The sequence below is a fragment of the Novosphingobium ovatum genome, from assembly GCF_009909235.1.
Classification (GTDB): Bacteria; Pseudomonadota; Alphaproteobacteria; order Sphingomonadales; family Sphingomonadaceae; genus Novosphingobium; species Novosphingobium ovatum.
This window is the reverse complement of the sequence record NZ_JAAAPO010000007.1, coordinates 1-19,154: the sequence shown is the minus strand read 5'-3', so window position 1 is coordinate 19,154 and position 19,154 is coordinate 1. Positions and strand designations below refer to the sequence as shown.

Here is a 19,154-nt window from a genome sequence, read left to right as displayed (position 1 = left end):
TTTAAGCGCCATGGAAAGCTGCTGGAATTATGACTTCTATGACCGTGCCCCTGATTGCCCCCTCGATCCTGTCCGCCGATTTCGCCCGGCTGGGTGAGGAAGTGCGCGCGATTGACGCGGCCGGGGCCGACTGGATCCATGTCGATGTGATGGATGGCCATTTCGTGCCCAACATCACCATCGGCCCGATGGTGGTCAAGGCGTTGCGCCCCCACACGGCCAAGGTGTTTGACGTCCACCTGATGATCAGCCCGGTTGATCCCTATCTGGAGGGGTTTGCCCAGGCGGGCGCGGACTACATCACCTTCCACCCCGAGGCGGGCCCCCATGCCCACCGCACGGTGCAGGCGATCCACGCGCTGGGCTGCAAGGCGGGCGTGTCGCTGAACCCGGCGACGCCGGCCAAGATGCTGGATTATCTGATCGACGATATCGATCTGGTGCTGGTGATGAGCGTGAACCCCGGCTTTGGCGGGCAAAAGTTCATCAGCAACCAGTTGCGCAAGATCGAGGCGATCCGCAAGATGATCGACAAGACCGGCCGCGACATCCGGCTGGAAGTGGACGGGGGCATCGACACGACGACCGCCCCGCTCTGCGTGAATGCGGGGGCTGACGTGCTGGTGGCGGGAACGGCCACTTTCCGCGGCGGCCCGGATATGTATGCCGCCAATATTGCGGCCTTGAAGGGAGCCCGATAGACCATGATCGAGGTCGACGCGTCTGCAAAGGGTTTGGCATCCGCAAAACAGCGGGGCAAGCGGCAGGCGATACCGTTGACCGCACTGGGCTCCACCGCGGTGGAAGCGGAAGGGTCGAAGAGGGTGAGCGAGCCGGGCGTACAGGACATCGAGCAGGGCGGCGAGGCGGTGGCGGCATCGACCGACGCCGTGAAAAAGCCGCGCGGCGGTCAGGTGATCGAGCCTGGCCGTGCGCTGGCGCTGGCCGATTTCGGCCCGCCCTCGATCGGGGCGGGAGACCGGCTGATCCGGCTGGCGTACAAGATGGGGCTGCGTGGCGGCCTGTTGTCGCTGCGCAAACCGGCCAAGCCGCGTCTGCTGGCCACCGCCGCCAACCCGCTGCCCGGTGACCGCGCGGCGGGGACGGCGCTGCGGGCGGGGCATTTCCTGATCCATGGGCTGAAACTGCCGATCGCGCAGGTGGATTTTGGCGGCGCGGGCCGTCTGGCGCCGCCGGTCGAACGGGTGGTGCATGGCTTCCACTGGCTGGCCGATCTGGAGGCGGCCGCGCCGCGCGAACAGGTGACGGCCGTGGCTGAGCGCATCCTGTCCAGTTGGATGCAGGCCAATGCCAAGATGCCGGCGCGCCCCGGCAAAGGGCCGGCGTGGAACGTGGGCAATGCCGGTGCGCGTTTGCTGAACTGGCTGGTGCATGCGCCGCTGTTGCTGACCGGCGCGGACAAGGCGTTGCGCCAACAAGTGATGGACGCGGTGGGCGATACCGCCCGCTGGCTGGACAGCAATGTCGGCCGGGCAGAGGATACGCTGGCGCAGGTGGCGGGCTGGTGCGGCATTGTCGCGGCGGGTCTGTTGCTGCCCGATGGCCGCGCGCGGCGGTTGTTTGGTGAGGCCGGGCTGATTCAGGCGCTGGGCGAATTGCTGGGCGATGATGGCGGGGTGATGAGCCGCAGCCCGCTGGGCCAGATGGAGGCGATTGCCCTGCTGACCCGGCTGGTGGCCTGTTACCGCGCTTGCCGCCGCGATCCGCCCGAGGCGCTGGATTCGATCATGCAACTGATGGTGCCGCCATTGCTGACGCTGACGCATGGCGATGGCGCGCTGGGTAGTTGGCAGGGCGGCTGGGCGGTGTCGGCGGGTGACGTTGCCAATCTGGTGTCGGCCACCGGCGTGCGCACCCGCCCGCTGCGTGATGTGCGGCAATGGGGCTATCAACGCGCGGTTGCGCAGAAAAGCATCCTGCAATTCGACGCGGCCCCCCCGCCGCTGGCGCGTCATGCCCGGTCGGGCTGTGCCTCGACTTTGGCGCTGGAATTCAGCCATGCGGGTCAGCGGATCATCGTCAATTGCGGCGGCGGCGCGGCGGCGGGCGGCTTGATGCCGGTCCGGTTGGAGCAGGGCTTGCGCGCGACGGCGGCGCATTCGACGCTGGTGCTGGACGATGCCAATTCGACCGCGGTGCTGATCAATGGCGGTCTGGGCACCGGCGTGACCGAGGTGGAGGTGGACCGCCGCACGCTGGAGGGTGAGCGCGGTTCGGGCGCGACAAGGCTGGAGGCCAGCCATGACGGCTATGCCGCGCGCTATGGTCTGGTGCATCGCCGCATTCTGATCCTGCGCGATGACGGGACGGAATTGCGTGGTGAGGATCTGTTGGTCCCCCATGGCCGCAAGGGCAAGCGCGGCATGGTCGGCTTTGCCATCCGGTTCCATCTGGGGCCGGGGATCGAGATTGGCCGGTCAGAGGATGGGCTGGGCATCGGCATGGCGCTGCCGGATGGATCGTATTGGCAATTCCGCAGCGGCAGTGGTGAGGTGACGATCGAGGAATCGATCTGGGCCGATGGTCAGGGCCGCCCGGTGCCGGTGCAGCAATTGGTGATTCAGGGCATGGTCAGCCGGGGCGGCGGCAATTTCTCGTGGCTGCTCAAGAAGATGGGGTGATGGCGGCAGGGCGTTTCGCGCGTCCTGACGGTGTTGCGATGGTGACAGGCGGGGCGTGACTGTCCCGCCTTGTTGCATTTTCCTGACATGTGTGCGCCTGCACACCCTTTCCAAATCGGCCAAAATCCGTATGGGGGCGGCCAAAGGGCCGTCAGCGCCCGTCCTCCCCACCTCGCGCGACAGGAACATCACCATGACCGATACCGTCACCATCCGCCGGGCTTTGCTCTCTGTGTCTGACAAGACGGGCCTTGTCGAATTGGGCCAGGCGCTGGCCGCCAAGGGTGTGGAACTGGTGTCGACCGGCGGCACGGCCAAGGCGCTGCGCGATGCCGGTTTGAGCGTCAAGGACATTAGCGAGCTGACCGGCTTTCCCGAAATGATGGACGGCCGCGTCAAGACGCTGCACCCCAAGGTGCATGGCGGCCTGCTGGCGGTGCGCGACAATGCCGAACACGTCGCCAGCATGACCGAGCACGCGATTGGCGCGATCGATCTGGTGGTGGTGAACCTGTATCCGTTCGTGCAGACCGTGGCGCGCGGCGGCAGCCGTGAAGACATCATCGAGAACATCGACATCGGCGGCCCTTCGATGGTGCGCTCGGCGGCCAAGAACCACGAGTTCGTCGCCATCGTCACCGATCCGGCCGATTATGCCGCTGTGGCTGCCGGTGAAACCACGCTGGCCCAGCGCCGCAAGTTTGCCGCCAAGGCCTATGCGCTGACCGCCGCCTATGACTCGGCGATCAGCCAGTGGTTTGCCTTTGCCGATCAGGGCGAAACCTTCCCCGAGACGCTGGCCATCACCGGCGCCCGCGTGACCGAGCTGCGTTACGGCGAAAACCCCCACCAGAAGGCGGCGCTGTATGTGCCCAATGGCCCGGCCGCGCGTGGTCTGGCGCAGGCCGTGCAGGTGCAGGGCAAGGAGCTGTCGTACAACAACTATAACGATGCCGATGCCGCGCTGGAGCTGGTCGCCGAATTCCGCGACGCCGACCCCACCGTCGTGATCGTCAAGCACGCCAACCCCTGTGGCGTGGCCACTGCCGCCACGCTGGTCGAGGCCTATGAGGCCGCGTTCCAGTGCGACAGCGTCAGTGCCTTTGGCGGCATCATCGCCGTCAACCGCCCGCTGGACGGCCCCACCGCCGAGGCGATCAGCGGCATCTTTACCGAGGTGGTCTGCGCCCCCGATGCCGATGACGCGGCCAAGGCGGTGTTTGCCAAGAAGAAGAACCTGCGCCTGTTGCTGACGGGCGAACTGCCCGATCCCAAGCGCCCCGGCCTGAAGGTCAAGCCGATCGCCGGTGGCCTGTTGGCCCAGACGCGCGACAACGGCAGCATCACCCGCGACGACCTGAAGGTGGTGACCAAGCGTCAGCCGACCGAGCAGGAGCTGACCGATGCGTTGTTCGCCTGGACTGTGGCCAAGCATGTGAAGTCGAACGCCATCGTCTATGCCAAGGACGGCACCACCGCCGGCATCGGCGCTGGCCAGATGAACCGCCGCGATTCCAGCCGCATCGCCGCCGCCAAGGCCAAGGAAGCCGCCGAGACGCATGGCTTTGCCGCGCCCTTGACGGTGGGCAGCGCGGTGGCTTCGGACGCGTTCTTCCCCTTTGCCGATGGCCTGTTGGCCGCGGTCGAGGCGGGTGCCACCATGGTGATCCAGCCGGGCGGTTCGATGCGCGATGACGAAGTGATCGCCGCTGCGGACGCCGCTGGTCTGGCGATGGTGTTCACCGGGATGCGCCACTTCAACCATTGATCGGATTTGGGGGCTGGCCCTTTGCGGGCTGGCCCCTGTCTTCCGGTTCCGGCCGCTGCGGTGCAGCATTTCGTCGCAGGTGAAAGTCTTTTCGTCTCGTTAACGCGGACTTACCACACCTGCAGGCTGGAAAATTATCCACGCACAGGCGATCAGCCGGTCGCTTGCTCTTGGGCGAATCACGGCGCGAGTATTTGTATGGGATTTGTTCCTCGGGACATTGTGCGATCTTTTGCCATCGGCTTTGCCGTGGGCGGATTGATGCTGGCCGCCGTTTACGGCCTGTCGGGCGGGCACGGCACCATTGTGCCAGCCGCGGTTGCCGCACCGCAGAACTGATCACCCGCCGCCCGCAGGGACATTCCCTTGCGCGCCAAAAAGCGGTATGGCGCGGGCCATGAGCGCCCATCACCATCATCACGAACATTCCGGCGAAGGGCTGGTGTCTGCTGCCCGTGCCGCGCTGGAGTCTGCTGACGAGCAGTGGACCGAGATGCGCGCCGATGTCTATGGCGCGCTGAGCGCGCATGAGCGCCCTGCCAGCGCCTATGACATCGCCGAGGCGGTGTCGAAATTGCGCGACAAGCGCGTTGCGGCCAATAGCGTCTATCGCATTCTGGACCTGTTTGTGCGCACCAATCTGGCCCGCCGGGTGGAAAGCGCCAATGCCTATGTCGCCAACCCGCATCCGGGGTGCCGCCATGACTGCATTTTCCTGATCTGTGACGGATGCGGGCGGGCGGTGCATATCGATGACGACCGCCTGACCGGCGCCTTGGTCGAGGCCGCGCGCAAGGCGGGCTTTGCCGATGTGCGGCCGGTGGTCGAACTGCGCGGCATGTGCGACCACTGCTCCTGACGTTACGCCAGCGGGCGGTGCAGCCCTAGCACATCGGCCAAGGCTGCGCCCAGCGCGATCAGTGAACGGTCGCTGTGCCGCCGCCCGACCAGCGACAGGCCCAGCGGCATGTCTTCTTGTGCGCGGTACAGCGGCAGGTTGACCACCGGCAGGTGCAATTGCGTCCACATCTGGTTGAAGATCGGATTGCCCGGTCCGCGTCCCACCGGGGCGATCCCCGGCGCGCTGGGCGTCAGAAAGGCGTCCAGTCCCGATAGCAGCCGCTCCGCCTCGATCCGGGCGAGGTCGGTGATGTCTTGCGCCTCTGCCCATTCGGCATCGCTGTATGTGGCGCGACTGGCGATGCGGGTGTGGAAATCGTCATGCAGCAGATGCGGCTCGGTCCGGGCCAACGACAGGAAGGCGGCGGCCCCTTCGCGGAACAGGATCGCCATGAAGGCGCGTTCCAGCCGGTCGAACAACGGGGGCAGGTCCACCTCTACCACCACGGCCCCAGCGGCACGCAGGCGGGCGGCGGCGTCCTGCATGGCGGCATGGGTTTCGGGGGCGGCGCGGTCCCAATAGGGCGTGCGGCACAGGCCAATGCGCGGGGCGGTGGGCAGATCACTGGGCGGGGCCATGTCATAGACCGCCGCCATCCGTTCCAGCAGGGGAAAACTGGTGGCGTAGAGGCCGATGGTGTCCAGACTGTTGGCATATTGCTTGGCCCCTTCGCGGCTGATCACGCCCCATGTGGGTTTCAGCGCCGGGATGCCGCAAAAGCTGGCGGGGCGGATGGTCGATCCGCCGGTTTGGGTGGCCAGCGCGATGGGCACATGGCCATCGGCCACCGCCGCCGCCGAGCCGGATGACGATCCCCCCGGCGTGCGGTGAAAGGCGTGCGGATTGGCGGTGGCGGCATTGCGCCCGGCGGCGGCGAATTCGGTGGTGTCGGTTTTGCCCAGCACAATCGCGCCCGCCGCCCGCAGCACCGCGACACAGGGCGCGTCGGCAATTGCCGGGGCGGGGTTCCCCAATGGCGAGTTATGCGTGGTGGGCATCCCCGCCACGTCGATCACATCCTTTACCCCCAGCACCAGCCCGGCCAGCGGGGCGGCGGAGCTGGTGACCAGGGCCTGTGCCCGCGCCCCGGCCGGGTCCAGCGCGATCCATGCCCGCACATCGCCATCGCGCGCCGCGATCCGTTGCAGTGCGGCATTGACGGCATCAAGCGGGGGCATCTGGGGCGTCATCCGGGGCTCCTGTGGCGTGTATTGATGGCGGCGATGCTGCCATTGCGAAAGAAAAATGTAAACATTTTCATATCATCTTGCGGCGTGGGATAATGCTCGATATGACGTGGAAATTCCCGCATTCCCCTTGCATAAGGATCGCCCTTTGCGCCATCCGCCCCAAGCCCCCGCCGCGCATGGATTGCTGCATGCGCTAACAACCACCACGCTGGTGCAGATCATCGCCACAGCCACCGCGCTGGCGCTGCCGCCGATTGCCCCGCGTGCGGCGGCCGATCTGGGGATCGCGGCGCATTATGTCGGCTATCAGATCAGCCTGATCTATCTGGTTGGCGCGATTGGTTCGGCCATGTCGGGGACGCTGCTGGCGCGGTTTGGCGCGGTGCTGATCGAGGTCGTCTCGCTGGCCTTGTTCGCATTGGGGTTGTTGCTGCTCTCGGCGGCGCGGCTGGATTTGGCGGTGCTGGCCTCGGTGGCGGTGGGGATGGGCTATGGGCTGCAAAACCCGGCCTCCTCGCACATTTTGAACCATGTTTGCCCGCCCGCGCGGCGCGGCATCGTCTTTTCGATCAAGCAGGCGGGCGTGCCCTTGGGCGCGGTCGCCTCCAGCCTGTCATTGCCGGTGATGGACCAGATCATCGGGTGGAGGATGACAGTGGCGCTGATGGCCATCGCGCCGGTGCTGTTGATCGCGCATTTGCTGTGGCACCACCGCCATGATCACCACCACGCCCGGCCCGGCGCCGGGTTCATCGCCAATTTCATCGCGGAACAGCAATTGGTGTGGCGGTCGGGGCGGCTGCGGGTGCTTTCGGCGCTGGGGCTGCTCTATTCGGCGGTGCAATTGTCGCTCTCGGCCTTTCTGGTGCTCATGCTGGTGGAGAACCACGGTTGGTCACTGGTCAGCGCGGCGGCTGTGGGCGGATTGTTGCAGGCCTTTGGCGCGGTGGGGCGCGTGACATGGGGCTGGCTGGCCGACCGGATTGGTTCGGGCATCGGCATATTGTCGTTCATTGGCGTGGCCAGCACTCTTGGGTTGGTGGCCTGCCTGTGGCTGAGCGCCATGCCGATGGCGGGGCAGATTGCGCTGCTGTGCGCGCTGGGTTTTTGTCTTTCGGGGTGGAATGGTGTGGCGATGGCCGAAATCGCCCGCTCCGCCCCGCCGCAGGACACCGGCCGCGTGATGGGCGGGGCGTTGGTCTATACCTTCATTGGAGTGATGCTGGGGCCTTCGTCCTATGCCCTGATTTACGAAGGGCTGGGGCGCTATGATGCCACCTTTGTCGCGGTGTCCAGCGCGCTGGTGCTGGGGGCTCTGGCCAGTGGCTGGCTGGCGCTGCACCAGCGGCGCGCGGCATAATCCCACGTCATCTGGCATAAAAAAGGCGCGTGTCCGGTGGGGTATCATCCCACAGGACACGCGCCAGGCAGGGTGAAATGAAATCCTGCCGGAAAGGGGGCTCTATCCTCTCCGGCAGGGAAGCCGCGCCCACCCCGGTCAGGTGGCGCGGCCATTGTTCAATCAGGCATCGGCCAGCATGTGCTGGCGGCACTGCATCAGCGGTTGCACCTTTGCGGCAAATTCATCCAGACCGGTCAGGAAATCGTCAAAGGTCAGCATGATGCCCTTGGTGCCGGGGATGCTGGCGGCCTCATCCAGCAGCTTGGCGACGGTGGCGTGGCTGCCGATAAAGGTGCCGATGTTGAAGTTGATCGCGCCCTCGGGCAGGTTGATATGGCGCGAGGTCGAGTTTGAATCGGCCGTCGTGTCCTTTGACCCCTGATCGGCCATCCACGCCAGCGCGCCCATGTCGGCGCCTGCTTTGTAGTGTTCCCACTTGGCCATGGCTTCCTCGTCGGTCTCGCCCATGATCACCATGCACAGGATATAGGCGCCCACATCGCGGCCCGATTTCTTGGACGCTTCCACCAGCTTTTCGACGGTGCCCTGATGCTGATAGGGCTTGTTGATGCCGCCGCAGGTGACAAAGTTGTAGTCGCCGTAATTGGCCACGAAATCCATGCCGCGCTCCGACTGGCCCGCGCCCACCAGCTCGATCTTGCCCTTGGGCTGCGGCCCCAGCTTGCAATCGTTCATGGTGAAATACTTGCCCTTGAAGTCGGAACTGCCCGTCTCCCACAGGTCCTTCATCACCTGGACGTATTCCTCGGAATAGTCATAGCGATAGCCGAAATAGGAATCGCCCGGCCACAGGTTCATCTGGTCATATTCGCCCTTGGCCCAGCCCGACACGATGTTCATGCCAAACCGGCCCGGCGCGATGGAATCGATGGTGATCGCCATGCGCGCGGCAATCGCGGGCGGCAGCGTCAGCACGGCGGTGGTGGCGAACAGCTTGATCTTTGTCGTGACGGCGGCAAGGCCAGCCATCAGCGTAAAGCTCTCCAGATTGTAGTCCCAGAACTTCGTCTCGCCGCCAAAACCGCGCAGCTTGATCATCGAGAGCGCGAAGCTGAAGCCATAGCCTTCGGCCTTTTGCACGATGGCCTTGTTCAGCTCGAAACTGGGCATGTACTGCGGCGCGTTCTTGGAGATCAGCCAGCCATTGTTGCCGATCGGGATAAAGACGCCAAGATCCATGAGGGTGCTTCCTTTCTGAAGGGTCACAGGAGAGGGAGGGGGCGGGCCAGCCAATTGGTGGCCGATTCATAGGCGTGGCCAATGGCGCACAGCGTGGCTTCGGCGCGGGGGGCGCCGATCAGTTGCAGCCCCATGGGCAACCCGCGCGAGTCAAAGCCCATCGGCGTCACCAACCCCGGCACGCCCAGATAGGAAAACCCGCGCGTCAGCGCCGACAATCCGCCGATCACCGTATCCATGGCCGCGCCCGCATCGGCATCTGCGTCATGCGCCATGGGGGTGACCATGCGGCAGGTGGGCAGGGCGATGGCGTCCAGCCCGGCCATCGGGCCAGACAGAAACGCCGCCAGATCGCAGGAGCGCAGGCGGCGGGCCTGTACATAATGGGTGGCCGGCATCGACAGGCCGTGCATCAGCCGGTTGCGTACCTGTGGGCCGTAATCATCCGCGTGGTCGCGCAGCGTGGGCAGGTGCAGCGCGGCGGCTTCGGGTGCCCAGACCAGCGCCGCCATCGCCGCATAATGCGCCAGATCGGGCAGGCGCACCGGCACCACCTGCGCGCCCAGATCGGCCAAGGTGTGGGCCGCTTCGGTAAGGGCGTTGAGCACGGGCTTATCACATTCGCCCAGATCATCGGCATCGAGGATCCCGACGCGCATCCCGCGCAGATCGCTGCGCAGCGCGGCCTCGTGCACGGCGTCCCCTGTCAGCACATCCATCAACCGCGCCACGCTGCGCGATGACCGGGCCAGCGGCCCCGCCGTGTCCAGACTTTCTGACAGGGGCATCATATCCGCCTGAGTCAGCCGCCCATGGGTGGGCTTCAGCCCCACCACGCCGCAAAAATGCGCGGGCAGGCGTACCGATCCGCCCGTGTCCGACCCCAGCGCTCCGGCCACCACGCGCGCCGCCACCGCCGCGCCGCTGCCTGATGACGAGCCGCCGGTGATGGCGTCCGCCAACCATGGATTGCGGCACCGCCCCAGATGAGCGTTGTGGCCTGTGGGGCCCATGGCGAATTCGGCCATATGCAATTGCCCGATCTCGATCGCGCCCGCATCGTCCAGCCGGGTCAGCAGATCACAGGTGGTCTCGGCGACAAAATCGCCGCGAATTTTCGATCCGCAGCCCGTGATGCGCCCCGCGCGATAGAACATGTCCTTGTGCGCCAGCGGCACACCATGCAGCAGGCCCAAAGGCGCGCCCGCCGCGCGGCGCTGGTCGGCGGCGCGGGCGGCCTCCATCGCGCCATCGGCGTCGATGCGGACAAAGGCGTTGAGCGGCGTGACAGCCTGCGCGCGGGACAGGGCGGCAGCGGTCACGGCCTGTGCGGTGATGTCGCCCGCCACTATGGCATCGGCCAGCGCGACCAGATCCATGGCGTCCAAGGGGGCGTTCATGGCCGCACCAAAGCGTCAAAACGGGCCATCGCCACGTCAAACAGCCCCGCCGCATCGGGCCGCGCCTGGGCGAGATCCAGCAATGCGCGGTCGGCCTGCCAATGGGCGGCGATCCGATCCGCGTCGCCGGGGCGGGCGGTCAGTCCCTGCGTGGTGGTGATCCATTGTTCGGGCAGGCCAGTGGACGGGTCCAAAGTGGGGCTCCTTTGGGGTGTTTGGGCAAGCCGGGGGCGCCGACAAAAGCACCTGTGTGCGATTGCCTGAGCGGGCCGGCGGGCCAGTGTCGTGGAAACGTTTTCATCGTGCCGCATCGGCGGATGAAGTCAAGCGGGCAAAATTACGCATATGCAGCAATATGCCGCAGGTGCGAATTTGCGGGGGGGCATTGCGCCCCTTGTTCGGGGTGCGGTGGCGCGGTGGATTGCGCCCTTAACGCTCGGCTTTGCCCATCACGCCTGGGGTGGGCAGGTGCTCTCGCGCTTAATCAATTGATGCGGGAGGATGATTTCCCGGCACGCCCCATCCGCGTCGATGGCAAAGTCCAGCATCAGTCGCATCGCCTGTTCACCAATCGCGGTGGTCGGCAGCGACACCGTGGTCAGCGCCGGATTGCTGAACGCGGCAAAGCGCATGTTGTCGATGCCGATCACGCTGACATCCTGTGGCACGCGCAGACCGCGCACTGCCAGCGCGTGAATCGCGCCCAGCGCCATTTCGTCATTTTCGCACAGGATGGCGGTGAAGGGATGCCCGCGATCCAGCAGGGCAAAGGTGCTCTCCACACCAGATTGCAGCGAATAATCGCCCGCGACGATCAGATCCTCGGCCAGTTCCAGCCCCGCGCGGCGCAGACCCAGCCGGAAACCGCGCTGACGGTCGCGGCTCATCCGCTGGACCGAAGGCCCCGACAGACAGGCGATGCGTGTATGGCCCAGCCCCGCGATATGGGCGGCGGCATCGGCGGCCGCGTCCACATCGTTCACCCGCACGCGCGGCTGATCCTTGCCGTCCTGATATTCGCAGGCCAGCACGATCGGCAAAGGGCTGGCGCCGGCCACCTTGCGGGCCAGATCGGACGGTTCGATCAGGTCCAGCAGGATCATGCCATCGGCCTGTTTTCCCGCGATCATTTCGTAATGGCGGTCCAGCAGGTCGGACCGGCTTTCGGTGATGGCCAACAGCACCTTGGTGCCGTTTTCGCGCGCGACGTTTTCCACGCCCTCGACGAATGAGGACGTAAAGGGGTTGTGGATCGAGGGCACGGCGATGATCACCGCGTCCGCCTTTTGCCGGCGCAGCGAGGCCGCGACCAGATTGGGCTTGTAGTCCAGCTCGCGGATCGCTTCCTCGATCTTGGCGGCGGTCTTGTCCTTGACCAGTCCGGGCTGGCGCAACGCGCGCGACACGGTGGCGATCGAAACGCCCGCCATTGCCGCGATATCCTTGATGTTGGCCATGTCCTCTCCTGCTGGAAAACGGTTTTGCCCAAAGGGCGGCGTGGCGGCAAGGGCCAATGGCCGAATATCGGGGTGCTGACCGTATTTGAATGACGTTTACATTTTCATGCCCGACTTTGGTCGTACAGGATGGTTCGCGTGTTTATCCGAAATACTGCCGCAAATCAGGCGTATTTTGACCTATCATCGGCACGTGGGCGGAAAACGCTCTTCGCGAGATGCGGAGGCTTCCCGCCGGATGAGTCGATCCATAGCGGCATTTATGCCACAGGCGCAGGTCGAATTTCGTTTGTGCTGCGCTGCGGAATAATTAAGCATCGAAAAAATATAGGAAAATAGGCGTTTTTGTCCATCGGACATGCCCTGTTGCATTTCCACGGAAACGTCATATTGTAATGAAAACGTTGCCACAACGCCTTTTCCGAGGCGCAGAGCATGTGTCATCGCAGGGACGGCGGCATCGCCGGGAACGCCAGATCAACTCTCATGGGGATTGTCGATGTTGAATAAATCGAAGCTTGCGGCCAGCGCCGCCCTCGTTGCTTTCGCCGTTGGCATGTCGCCTGCGCACGCCATCGCGCAGACCGCGCAGCCCGAAGCCACGGGCGGCCTGACGGAAATCGTCGTCACCGCTGAAAAGCGTGAAAGCACCGCGCAAAAGACCCCGATCGCCATGACTGTCGCCACCGGCGCGCAGCTGGCGCAGGCGGGCGTCTCTGACGTCAACGGTCTGTCGAACATCGCGCCGACGCTGAACGTTGCGCAAAACAACCAGAACACCTTGATCACCATCCGTGGCGTTTCCAGCCGCGACTATACCGAAACCGGCAACCCGGCGGTGGCGATCAGCACCGACAATTTCTACTTGCAGAACGGCACGGCGCTGAACGTCGGCTTCTTCGATCTGGACCGCATCGAAGTGCTGCGCGGGCCGCAGGGCACGCTGTATGGCCGCAACGCGACCGCTGGCGCGATCAACATCCAGACCGCCAAGCCCAAGAAGCGCACCGAAGGCAGCATGACCGCCGGCTTTGGCTACAAGAACGCCCTGCTGGTCGAAGGCATGCTGAACACCGGCATCACTGACAACCTGTTCGTGCGCGGCTCGTTCTCGGTGCACCAGCGCGATGCGTACCGCGACAATGGTTCGCTCAGCAGCGCCAATTCGGGTCTGGTGACGCGCGGTGGCAATGATGACGTGTCGCAGGCCGCCCGTCTGCACTTGCTGTGGGAACCGACCACCAATTTCAGCGCGCTGGTGACCGGTGAATACACCCATGTGGGCGGCGTGGGCGCCGTGCAAAAGGGCATCCTGTACGGCAATGAAAACGCTGATGGCACGCTCAAGCTGGGCGATACCAAGAGCTGGAACCTGAACACGCAGGGCTTCATTGACCTGACGATCAAGAACATCCGTGGCACGCTGAAGTATGATCTGAACGGCGCGAGCATCACCTATATCGGTGGCTTCCGCACGCAGCACCTGCGTCGCCAGAACGATCAGGACGGCAGCACCGCCTATAACTATGGCTTCCCGACCGACGGCAGCACCGAAACCCAGAACCACGAACTGCGCATTGCCTCGAACAATGACAGCCCGTTTGCCTGGCAGGGTGGCCTGTATTACTTCCGCGAGGGCGGCTATGCGCTGACCTATTTCCAGGTGCTGGGCGGTGCGACGCCGTTCAACTATTACACCTTCTCGTATGACACCAACGCCAAGTCGTTCGCCGGCTTTGGTCAGGTCTCGTACAAGCTGACCGAGACGCTGAAGCTGTCGGCCGGCGCGCGTTACACCGACGAGCGCAAGAGCCAGATTGGTTTCAACAACATCGCTGGCACCTACAGCGTGATCAATCAGCACTACAGCGGCAGCAAGGACACCTACCACCTGGGTCTGGACTGGCAGGCGACCCGCACCAATCTGGTCTATGCCAAGTTCGACACCGGCTTCAAGTCGGGCGGTTTCCAGAACGGCTATACCTATGGCCCCGAAACGATCCGCGCCTTTGAAATCGGCACCAAGAACCGTTTCCTCGACAACCATCTGGAGCTGAACGTCGACGGCTTCTGGTATGATTACTCGTCGCTGCAGGTGCAGCAGAACGATCCGGTCACCGCGATCAGCCGCATCTTCAACGCTGGCAAGGCCCGCGTGTACGGCATCGAGGCCGAAGCCAGCTTTGCCATCACGCCCACCGATCGCATCGATGCGAACATCAACTGGGTGCATGGTCGTTATCTGGACTTCCTGAACAACGGCACGCAATATGCGGGCAACACCCTGCCCCAGTCGCCCGAGTGGGCCTATGGCGGTGGTTACTCGCATGACTTCCTGCTGCCCGATGCCAAGATCACCGCGCGCGTTCAGACCCGTTTCCAGACCAAGTCGTACTTTGGTTTCGAGAACCGTAATTATCAGCTGCAAAAGGCCTATACCAAGACCGACCTGATCCTCAGCTATACCCCGCTGGGCAAGGGCTTCTCGGCATCGGCCTATGTCTACAACGTCGAGAATTCGACGATCCTGACCGCCTCGGATGAAGCTGGCTATGCCGGTGGCTATCTGGTGCAGTTTGCTGATCCGCGCACCTATGGCGTGCGTCTGAGCTACAGCTTCTGATCCCTCTCCCCCCCACATTGGGGAAGGGTTCTTCCAGGGAAAGGTCCGGCCGGCAACGGTCGGGCCTTTCTTTTTGCGTGGGGTAGCCCAAGGCGGGATGGGGGCACGTCAGCGGCCGCGCACTGCCCGCTCCGCCACACCGGCCCCACAGAAAAAGCCCCGCCGGTCCGCTGTACGACCGACGGGGCTTTAGGGGGCAGGGGCGGGAGAGGGATGCCCCTGCGGGAGAAAGGGGTGTGGATCAGCCCTGCTGGATGATCTCTGCCGCGCGCCAGGCAACGGCCATGGCCGGGCCGTTGGTGTTGCCCGAGATCGGCGTTGGCATGACGCTGCAATCAACCACGCGCAGGCCCGCGATGCCGTGTACGCGCAGTTTCTCGTCCACCACGCTGTTGTCGCCCATCGGCCCCATGCGGCAGGTGCCTGTGCCGTGCAGCCCGGTGGAGAGCATCCACCACAGCGCCTTTTCCAGCTCCTCGTCCGAGGTGACGGCCGGGCCGGGGATGGTTTCCTCGCCGATATAGGGCGCCAGCGCGGGCTGGGCGGCGAATTGGCGGATCGCCTTGACCATGGCCATGGCCGCGTCACGGTCGCGCGGATCGGACAGCCATGCCGCATCCACCAGCGGCGCGTCGGCCGCGCGGGTGGACTGGATCGTCACCCGGCCCCGGCTGTGCGGTCGCAGGTAAAAGCCGACGATGGTGATGCCCGGTTGGCTTTCGGTCGTTCCGCGCCCGGCCTCGGGCTTGTCCTCGGCCGAGGATTCCATCGAGAACGGCGCAATGCCCAATTGCAGATCCGGCCAGTCGCTGTCCGCCTGCAGCGGGATCATCGCCGACACGTCCGGCACCAGCCGCGACATCAGCCCCGTCCCCGTCAGCATATAGCGCAAGGCGTTGGCGTACAGGCGCCAGCCCCGGAACTCGCGGTTGTGGCCATGCATGCCGTGCAAACGCCACGAAAGCGAGACCATCATGTGCTCGCTCATGTTCGCGCCCACGGCGGCGTTATGCGCCACCACCGGAATGCCCTGTTCGGCCAGCACATCGGCCGGGCCAATGCCCGAAAGCTGCAACAGCTTGGGACTGGTCAGCACGCCGGCGCTCAGGATCACTTCGCGCGCGGCGATGGTTTCGGGCGCGCCGCCAAACGAGACGCGCACGCCCGTGGCGCGGCGGCCTTCGGTCACTACCTTGTGTACCAGCGCGCCGGTGCGGATCGTCAGATTGGGGCGCTTGCGGGCCTGCGCCAGAAAGGCGGTGGCCGATGTCACCCGCTTGCCCCGGCGGTCGACCGTCATCTGCGATCGGCCGATGCCCCCCCTGCCCGGATCGTTGACATCCTCCAGCACGTCCAGCCCATATTCGCGCCCGGCCTGAAACAGGGCATGGGTCAGCGGGCTGTCATCGGTGCTGGCGATCACTTCCAGCGGGCCATCGGTGCCACGGCAATCGGCCGCGTTGGCCCCCTGATAGGCCTCCAGCTCGGCGTAACAGCGCTCGATCTCGGCCCAGTTCCAGCCGGGCATGGCCCAGCTGTCGTAATCCTTGGGCTGGCCGCGGTAATACCACGTCCCGTTCACCGCCGAGGAACCGCCCAGACCCTTGCCGTAATACCATGCCTCGCCATCGGGGCGGCCGGGCTGGTGCTTGACCGGGAAGCCCCAGTAATATTTCGGGTTCATCCAGATCTTGGCCATGCCGCGCGGCATGTTGATCATCAGGTCGTTGTTGTGGCCACCGGCCTCCAGCAACAGCACCTGCTTGGTTCCGTCGGCCGACAGCCGGTCTGCCAGAACACAGCCGGCCGAACCGGCCCCGACGATGATATAGTCATAGGTCATGCACGAGACGCCCTTGGATATGCGGGATCGAAACGGAACAGCAGCAGGCTGGCACCCATCGCCACATAGGAGAGCGCCGGCAGCCAGGCGTGGCTCCACTTGATGGCGGTGATGACGGCCGCGTCAGCGGGCGCGCCGGCGGTGTAATTGGCCGCCGAAAGCAGATAGGCCCCCGCCGCGCCGCCGATGCTCATCCCCAGCTTTACGCCAAAGCTGCTGGCGGCAAACAGAAAGCCCTGTGCGCGAAAGCCGCTTTTCCATTCGCCGTAATCGACCGCATCGGCCATCAGCGCGAACAGCAAGCCACCCAGCAGGCCCAGCCCGAAATAGCCAATGGCATTCATCGCCATCAGCCAGCCAAAATCGCCCGACAGCGGAATGATCGCCGTGGCGATGGCGGCGATGGCCGCGCCGATGATGCCGGTCGCGGGCTTGCCAATGCGGTTGGCGACATAGGCGCTGCACGCCGTGCCGGCCAGCACCACCAGCATCATCGCCATCAGCGGCGCGACCCATTCGGCTTGCCCCGCCACATCGCGGGCGTAATAGACGGTCGACTGCACATGGCCGATAAAGCCAATCCAGAAGCACAGGTTGACCGCCATCGTCGCGATCCACGGCCAGTTGCCGCGCGTCGCCTTCAGCGATTGGGCGGTGGTCAATTGCTGTGGGCTGCTGTCGGGCTCAACCCGTTCACGCGTGCCGAAAAAGGCCGCCGCAATGCCCGCCAGCGTCAGCACCGCCAGCATTGCCGCGCACAGCAGAAAGCCGGTCTTTTGATCAGCCCCGCCCAGCCACGCCACCAGCGGCATCGTCGCATAGCCCACGCCCACCGTGGCCGCCGAACCCATGAATTCGCGGATGGCGTTGGTGGTGTTGCGGGTGGGCACGTCGCGCGTCAGCGTCGGCAGCATGGAATTGAGCGGCAGGCTGAGGCAGGAATAGAGCAGCCCCACCACCGTATAGGTGATGTAGATATAGGCCAGTTTCGCCCCGCCAGTCAGATCGGGGGCCCAGAACACCGCCACGCCAAACAGCGCAAAGGGGATCGCAAACCACAGCAGATAGGGCCGATGCTTGCCCCAGCGGGTTTTGGTGCGGTCAATCGCCAGACCCAGCAGCGGGTCAAAGATCGCGTCCACCCCGCGCGCCAGCAGGAACAATTGCGCCACAACCGCCGGCGCGATCATGTACACATCGGTATAGAAATACATCAGATAGGCGCCGGTCAGGCCAAAGATGAGGTTTACCCCGAAATTGCCCGCGCCATAGCTCAGGCGCTCATTCAGGCTCAGCTTTGTATCCATTGACCGGCTCCCTATCCTTTTGCCCTTGTCGTGCGACCCGAAAGGGGCTGTTTGTCTTTAGGCCTGATGGCCCCGGATGAACGCCAAGGACGCCTGCACCGCGCCGACCGGATCGGGGGTGGCGTCGATTTCGATGATGTTCCACCCGGCAAAACCGGCGCGATCCAATAGCGCGCGCCAGCGGGCCCAATCCACCTTGCCGCTGCCCAGCGGGCAAAAGAAGGGGCGGTGCTGCTTGTGCACTTCGTGGTCGATGGCGATGCGCACGGGCGCGGGGCCGGTGGCGTCCTTCCAATGGGTGGCGACAACACGCTCGATATGGCGGGCGACGACGTCGATGGGGTCCGCCCCGCCCAGCAGGATATGTGCCGTGTCCGGGCAGAAATTGACGAACACCGGATCGGTCAGCAGCATGAACAGATCCACGTCACGCGCCAGCGAGAAGATCGAGTGCGCCTCGGTGTGGAGGGCCAGTTGCACGCCATGGGCCAGCGTGGCCGCGCCCAGACGGTTGCAGAAATCGGCGATGGGGGCGGCTTGATCGATGCCGATATAGGGCGCGGGCTGGCTGTTCCAGCTTTTGCGCATCGTCAGGCCCATGACCATGACGCTAACACCCAGTTCGGACAGATAGGCCGCATATTCAGAGGCTTCGGCAATATAGGCTGCCTGCGTGCCGGCATCATCCAGCCCGCCACCAATTGCCACATCGGCGAAAAAGCCGGTGGCCAGGCGCAGGTCGCGTGCCTGTAATTCCTGTGCGAACGCCGCCGCCGAGCCATAGGCGGCGATCGTGTCGCGCCAGCTGAACGGCGAGAAGGTCAGCTCGATCCCCTTGGCCCCGCTATCGCGCGCCGCGTCCAGCAGCCGGTCCCAAAAGGGGCGCGGTTGGGCATGGCCCAGTGCGATCACGTCCGTCTCGGTCTCCACATCCCAAAAGCCGGGGTGGAAAAACGTAATCAGATCAATTGCAAATGCGGTTTCCGACATGATCTACCCTGAATAACCCGTCTGCTGCATCGCGTGTCCGGCGCGGTGGCGATGGCGCGGGGCCATGGTGGGCGCGGACGGCTGACCGATTTGCAGTAATCGTTTTCATTTTGAGCGAGCGGCTCCGCCCTGTCAAGCATGGCTGAGGCATACGTTTGCTATAATCGGTCACATGCTGGCATGACAGCGTCAGCCATTGTATGTCACACCGGAGATCAGTGGCGCGCGCCAGCTGTCTGGTGCGCGGTCTGAAAATGTTTACAATCGCGGAATTCCGGGCCCAAACGGGGCGGGACGCCGGTGTGGTGGGAGGTAGCCTTGCGACGTTTACGGATGGGGATGATTGGCGGCGGTCCGGGTGCATTTATTGGCCCGGTGCACCGGATTGCGGCGGAACTGGACCGCGAGATCGAGCTGGTGGCGGGGGCTTT

At 64.7% G+C, this 19,154-nt stretch carries 15 protein-coding genes; 7 read left to right on the top strand and 8 right to left on the bottom strand.

The window, feature by feature from the left end; genetic code table 11:
* Positions 1-38 precede the first annotated feature (38 nt).
* The 5 genes from rpe to GTZ99_RS15100 all read left to right on the top strand — a co-directional run bounded on the left by rpe (position 39) and on the right by GTZ99_RS15100 (position 5,269).
* Positions 39-701: a ribulose-phosphate 3-epimerase gene (gene rpe / locus GTZ99_RS15120; RefSeq protein ID WP_161720390.1), complete on the top strand. Its 663-nt coding sequence runs from the start codon at positions 39-41 to the stop codon at positions 699-701.
* Positions 702-824: 123 nt separating this feature from the next.
* Positions 825-2,642: a heparinase II/III family protein gene (locus GTZ99_RS15115; RefSeq protein WP_406818603.1), complete on the top strand. Its 1,818-nt coding sequence runs from the start codon at positions 825-827 to the stop codon at positions 2,640-2,642.
* A 193-nt stretch (positions 2,643-2,835) separates the two neighbouring features.
* A complete protein-coding gene (gene purH, locus GTZ99_RS15110; RefSeq protein WP_161720387.1) occupies positions 2,836-4,410 on the top strand; it encodes a bifunctional phosphoribosylaminoimidazolecarboxamide formyltransferase/IMP cyclohydrolase in 1,575 nt (524 codons plus the stop codon).
* A gap of 198 nt (positions 4,411-4,608) precedes the next feature.
* The gene (locus GTZ99_RS15105) at positions 4,609-4,749 is read left to right on the top strand and encodes a hypothetical protein (RefSeq protein WP_161720385.1); all 141 of its coding nucleotides are present in this window, start codon (positions 4,609-4,611) and stop codon (positions 4,747-4,749) included.
* 58 nt (positions 4,750-4,807) lie between these two features.
* On the top strand, positions 4,808-5,269 hold the full coding sequence (locus GTZ99_RS15100) for a Fur family transcriptional regulator (protein WP_161720383.1): 462 nt from the start codon (positions 4,808-4,810) through the stop codon (positions 5,267-5,269).
* A gap of 2 nt (positions 5,270-5,271) precedes the next feature.
* On the opposite strand, the gene GTZ99_RS15095 is transcribed toward GTZ99_RS15100, so the two are convergent.
* Complete coding sequence (locus GTZ99_RS15095; RefSeq protein ID WP_161720381.1) at positions 5,272-6,501, bottom strand: amidase; 1,230 nt, start codon at positions 6,499-6,501, stop codon at positions 5,272-5,274.
* Between the two features lie 145 nt (positions 6,502-6,646).
* Here GTZ99_RS15095 and GTZ99_RS15090 point away from each other — a divergent pair, with 145 nt between their 5' ends.
* Positions 6,647-7,861 carry an MFS transporter gene (locus GTZ99_RS15090; protein WP_227711411.1) on the top strand — a complete coding sequence of 405 codons (1,215 nt, stop codon included), beginning with the start codon at positions 6,647-6,649 and terminating at the stop codon, positions 7,859-7,861.
* Between the two features lie 162 nt (positions 7,862-8,023).
* Here the strand turns inward: GTZ99_RS15090 and rutA are convergent, their stop codons facing one another.
* The 4 genes from rutA to GTZ99_RS15070 form a co-directional block, all read right to left on the bottom strand.
* Complete coding sequence (rutA, locus tag GTZ99_RS15085) at positions 8,024-9,103, bottom strand: pyrimidine utilization protein A (protein WP_161720377.1); 1,080 nt, start codon at positions 9,101-9,103, stop codon at positions 8,024-8,026.
* A 23-nt stretch (positions 9,104-9,126) separates the two neighbouring features.
* Positions 9,127-10,503, bottom strand: a complete 1,377-nt coding sequence (locus GTZ99_RS15080) for an amidase (protein ID WP_227711410.1) — start codon at positions 10,501-10,503, stop codon at positions 9,127-9,129.
* A complete protein-coding gene (locus tag GTZ99_RS15075; RefSeq protein WP_161720375.1) occupies positions 10,500-10,697 on the bottom strand; it encodes a hypothetical protein in 198 nt (65 codons plus the stop codon). The genes GTZ99_RS15080 and GTZ99_RS15075 overlap by 4 nt, the downstream gene beginning before the upstream one ends.
* A gap of 255 nt (positions 10,698-10,952) precedes the next feature.
* The gene (locus GTZ99_RS15070) at positions 10,953-11,960 is read right to left on the bottom strand and encodes a LacI family DNA-binding transcriptional regulator (protein ID WP_161720373.1); all 1,008 of its coding nucleotides are present in this window, start codon (positions 11,958-11,960) and stop codon (positions 10,953-10,955) included.
* Positions 11,961-12,516: 556 nt separating this feature from the next.
* On the opposite strand from GTZ99_RS15070, the gene GTZ99_RS15065 reads away from it, so the two are divergent.
* Positions 12,517-14,583, top strand: coding sequence for a TonB-dependent receptor (locus tag GTZ99_RS15065; protein ID WP_161720371.1), 2,067 nt, complete (start codon positions 12,517-12,519; stop codon positions 14,581-14,583).
* 241 nt (positions 14,584-14,824) lie between these two features.
* Here GTZ99_RS15065 and GTZ99_RS15060 read toward each other — a convergent pair whose 3' ends face one another.
* Genes GTZ99_RS15060 through GTZ99_RS15050 form a run of 3 tightly spaced genes read right to left on the bottom strand, consistent with a single transcriptional unit; the run spans position 14,825 to position 18,723 of the window.
* Positions 14,825-16,426, bottom strand: a complete 1,602-nt coding sequence (locus GTZ99_RS15060; RefSeq protein WP_161720369.1) for a GMC family oxidoreductase — start codon at positions 16,424-16,426, stop codon at positions 14,825-14,827.
* Complete coding sequence (locus tag GTZ99_RS15055; protein WP_161720367.1) at positions 16,423-17,733, bottom strand: glycoside-pentoside-hexuronide (GPH):cation symporter; 1,311 nt, start codon at positions 17,731-17,733, stop codon at positions 16,423-16,425. The genes GTZ99_RS15060 and GTZ99_RS15055 overlap by 4 nt, the downstream gene beginning before the upstream one ends.
* A 57-nt stretch (positions 17,734-17,790) precedes the next feature.
* Entirely contained in the window at positions 17,791-18,723 is a 933-nt protein-coding gene (locus GTZ99_RS15050; protein WP_161720365.1) for a sugar phosphate isomerase/epimerase family protein, read from the bottom strand.
* Between the last annotated feature and the right edge of the window lie 431 nt (positions 18,724-19,154).

Excerpts from the sequence above, each read along its gene's own strand:
- rpe (WP_161720390.1), top strand. The coding sequence starts at position 39 with ATGACCGTGCCCCTGATTGCCCCCTCGATCCTGTCCGCCGATTTCGCC.
- purH (WP_161720387.1), top strand. The coding sequence starts at position 2,836 with ATGACCGATACCGTCACCATCCGCCGGGCTTTGCTCTCTGTGTCTGAC.
- GTZ99_RS15105 (WP_161720385.1), top strand. The coding sequence starts at position 4,609 with ATGGGATTTGTTCCTCGGGACATTGTGCGATCTTTTGCCATCGGCTTT.
- GTZ99_RS15100 (WP_161720383.1), top strand. The coding sequence starts at position 4,808 with ATGAGCGCCCATCACCATCATCACGAACATTCCGGCGAAGGGCTGGTG.
- GTZ99_RS15095 (WP_161720381.1), bottom strand. The coding sequence starts at position 6,501 with ATGACGCCCCAGATGCCCCCGCTTGATGCCGTCAATGCCGCACTGCAA.
- rutA (WP_161720377.1), bottom strand. The coding sequence starts at position 9,103 with ATGGATCTTGGCGTCTTTATCCCGATCGGCAACAATGGCTGGCTGATC.
- GTZ99_RS15080 (WP_227711410.1), bottom strand. The coding sequence starts at position 10,503 with ATGAACGCCCCCTTGGACGCCATGGATCTGGTCGCGCTGGCCGATGCC.
- GTZ99_RS15070 (WP_161720373.1), bottom strand. The coding sequence starts at position 11,960 with ATGGCCAACATCAAGGATATCGCGGCAATGGCGGGCGTTTCGATCGCC.
- GTZ99_RS15065 (WP_161720371.1), top strand. The coding sequence starts at position 12,517 with ATGTCGCCTGCGCACGCCATCGCGCAGACCGCGCAGCCCGAAGCCACG.
- GTZ99_RS15060 (WP_161720369.1), bottom strand. The coding sequence starts at position 16,426 with ATGACCTATGACTATATCATCGTCGGGGCCGGTTCGGCCGGCTGTGTT.
- GTZ99_RS15055 (WP_161720367.1), bottom strand. The coding sequence starts at position 17,733 with ATGGATACAAAGCTGAGCCTGAATGAGCGCCTGAGCTATGGCGCGGGC.
- GTZ99_RS15050 (WP_161720365.1), bottom strand. The coding sequence starts at position 18,723 with ATGTCGGAAACCGCATTTGCAATTGATCTGATTACGTTTTTCCACCCC.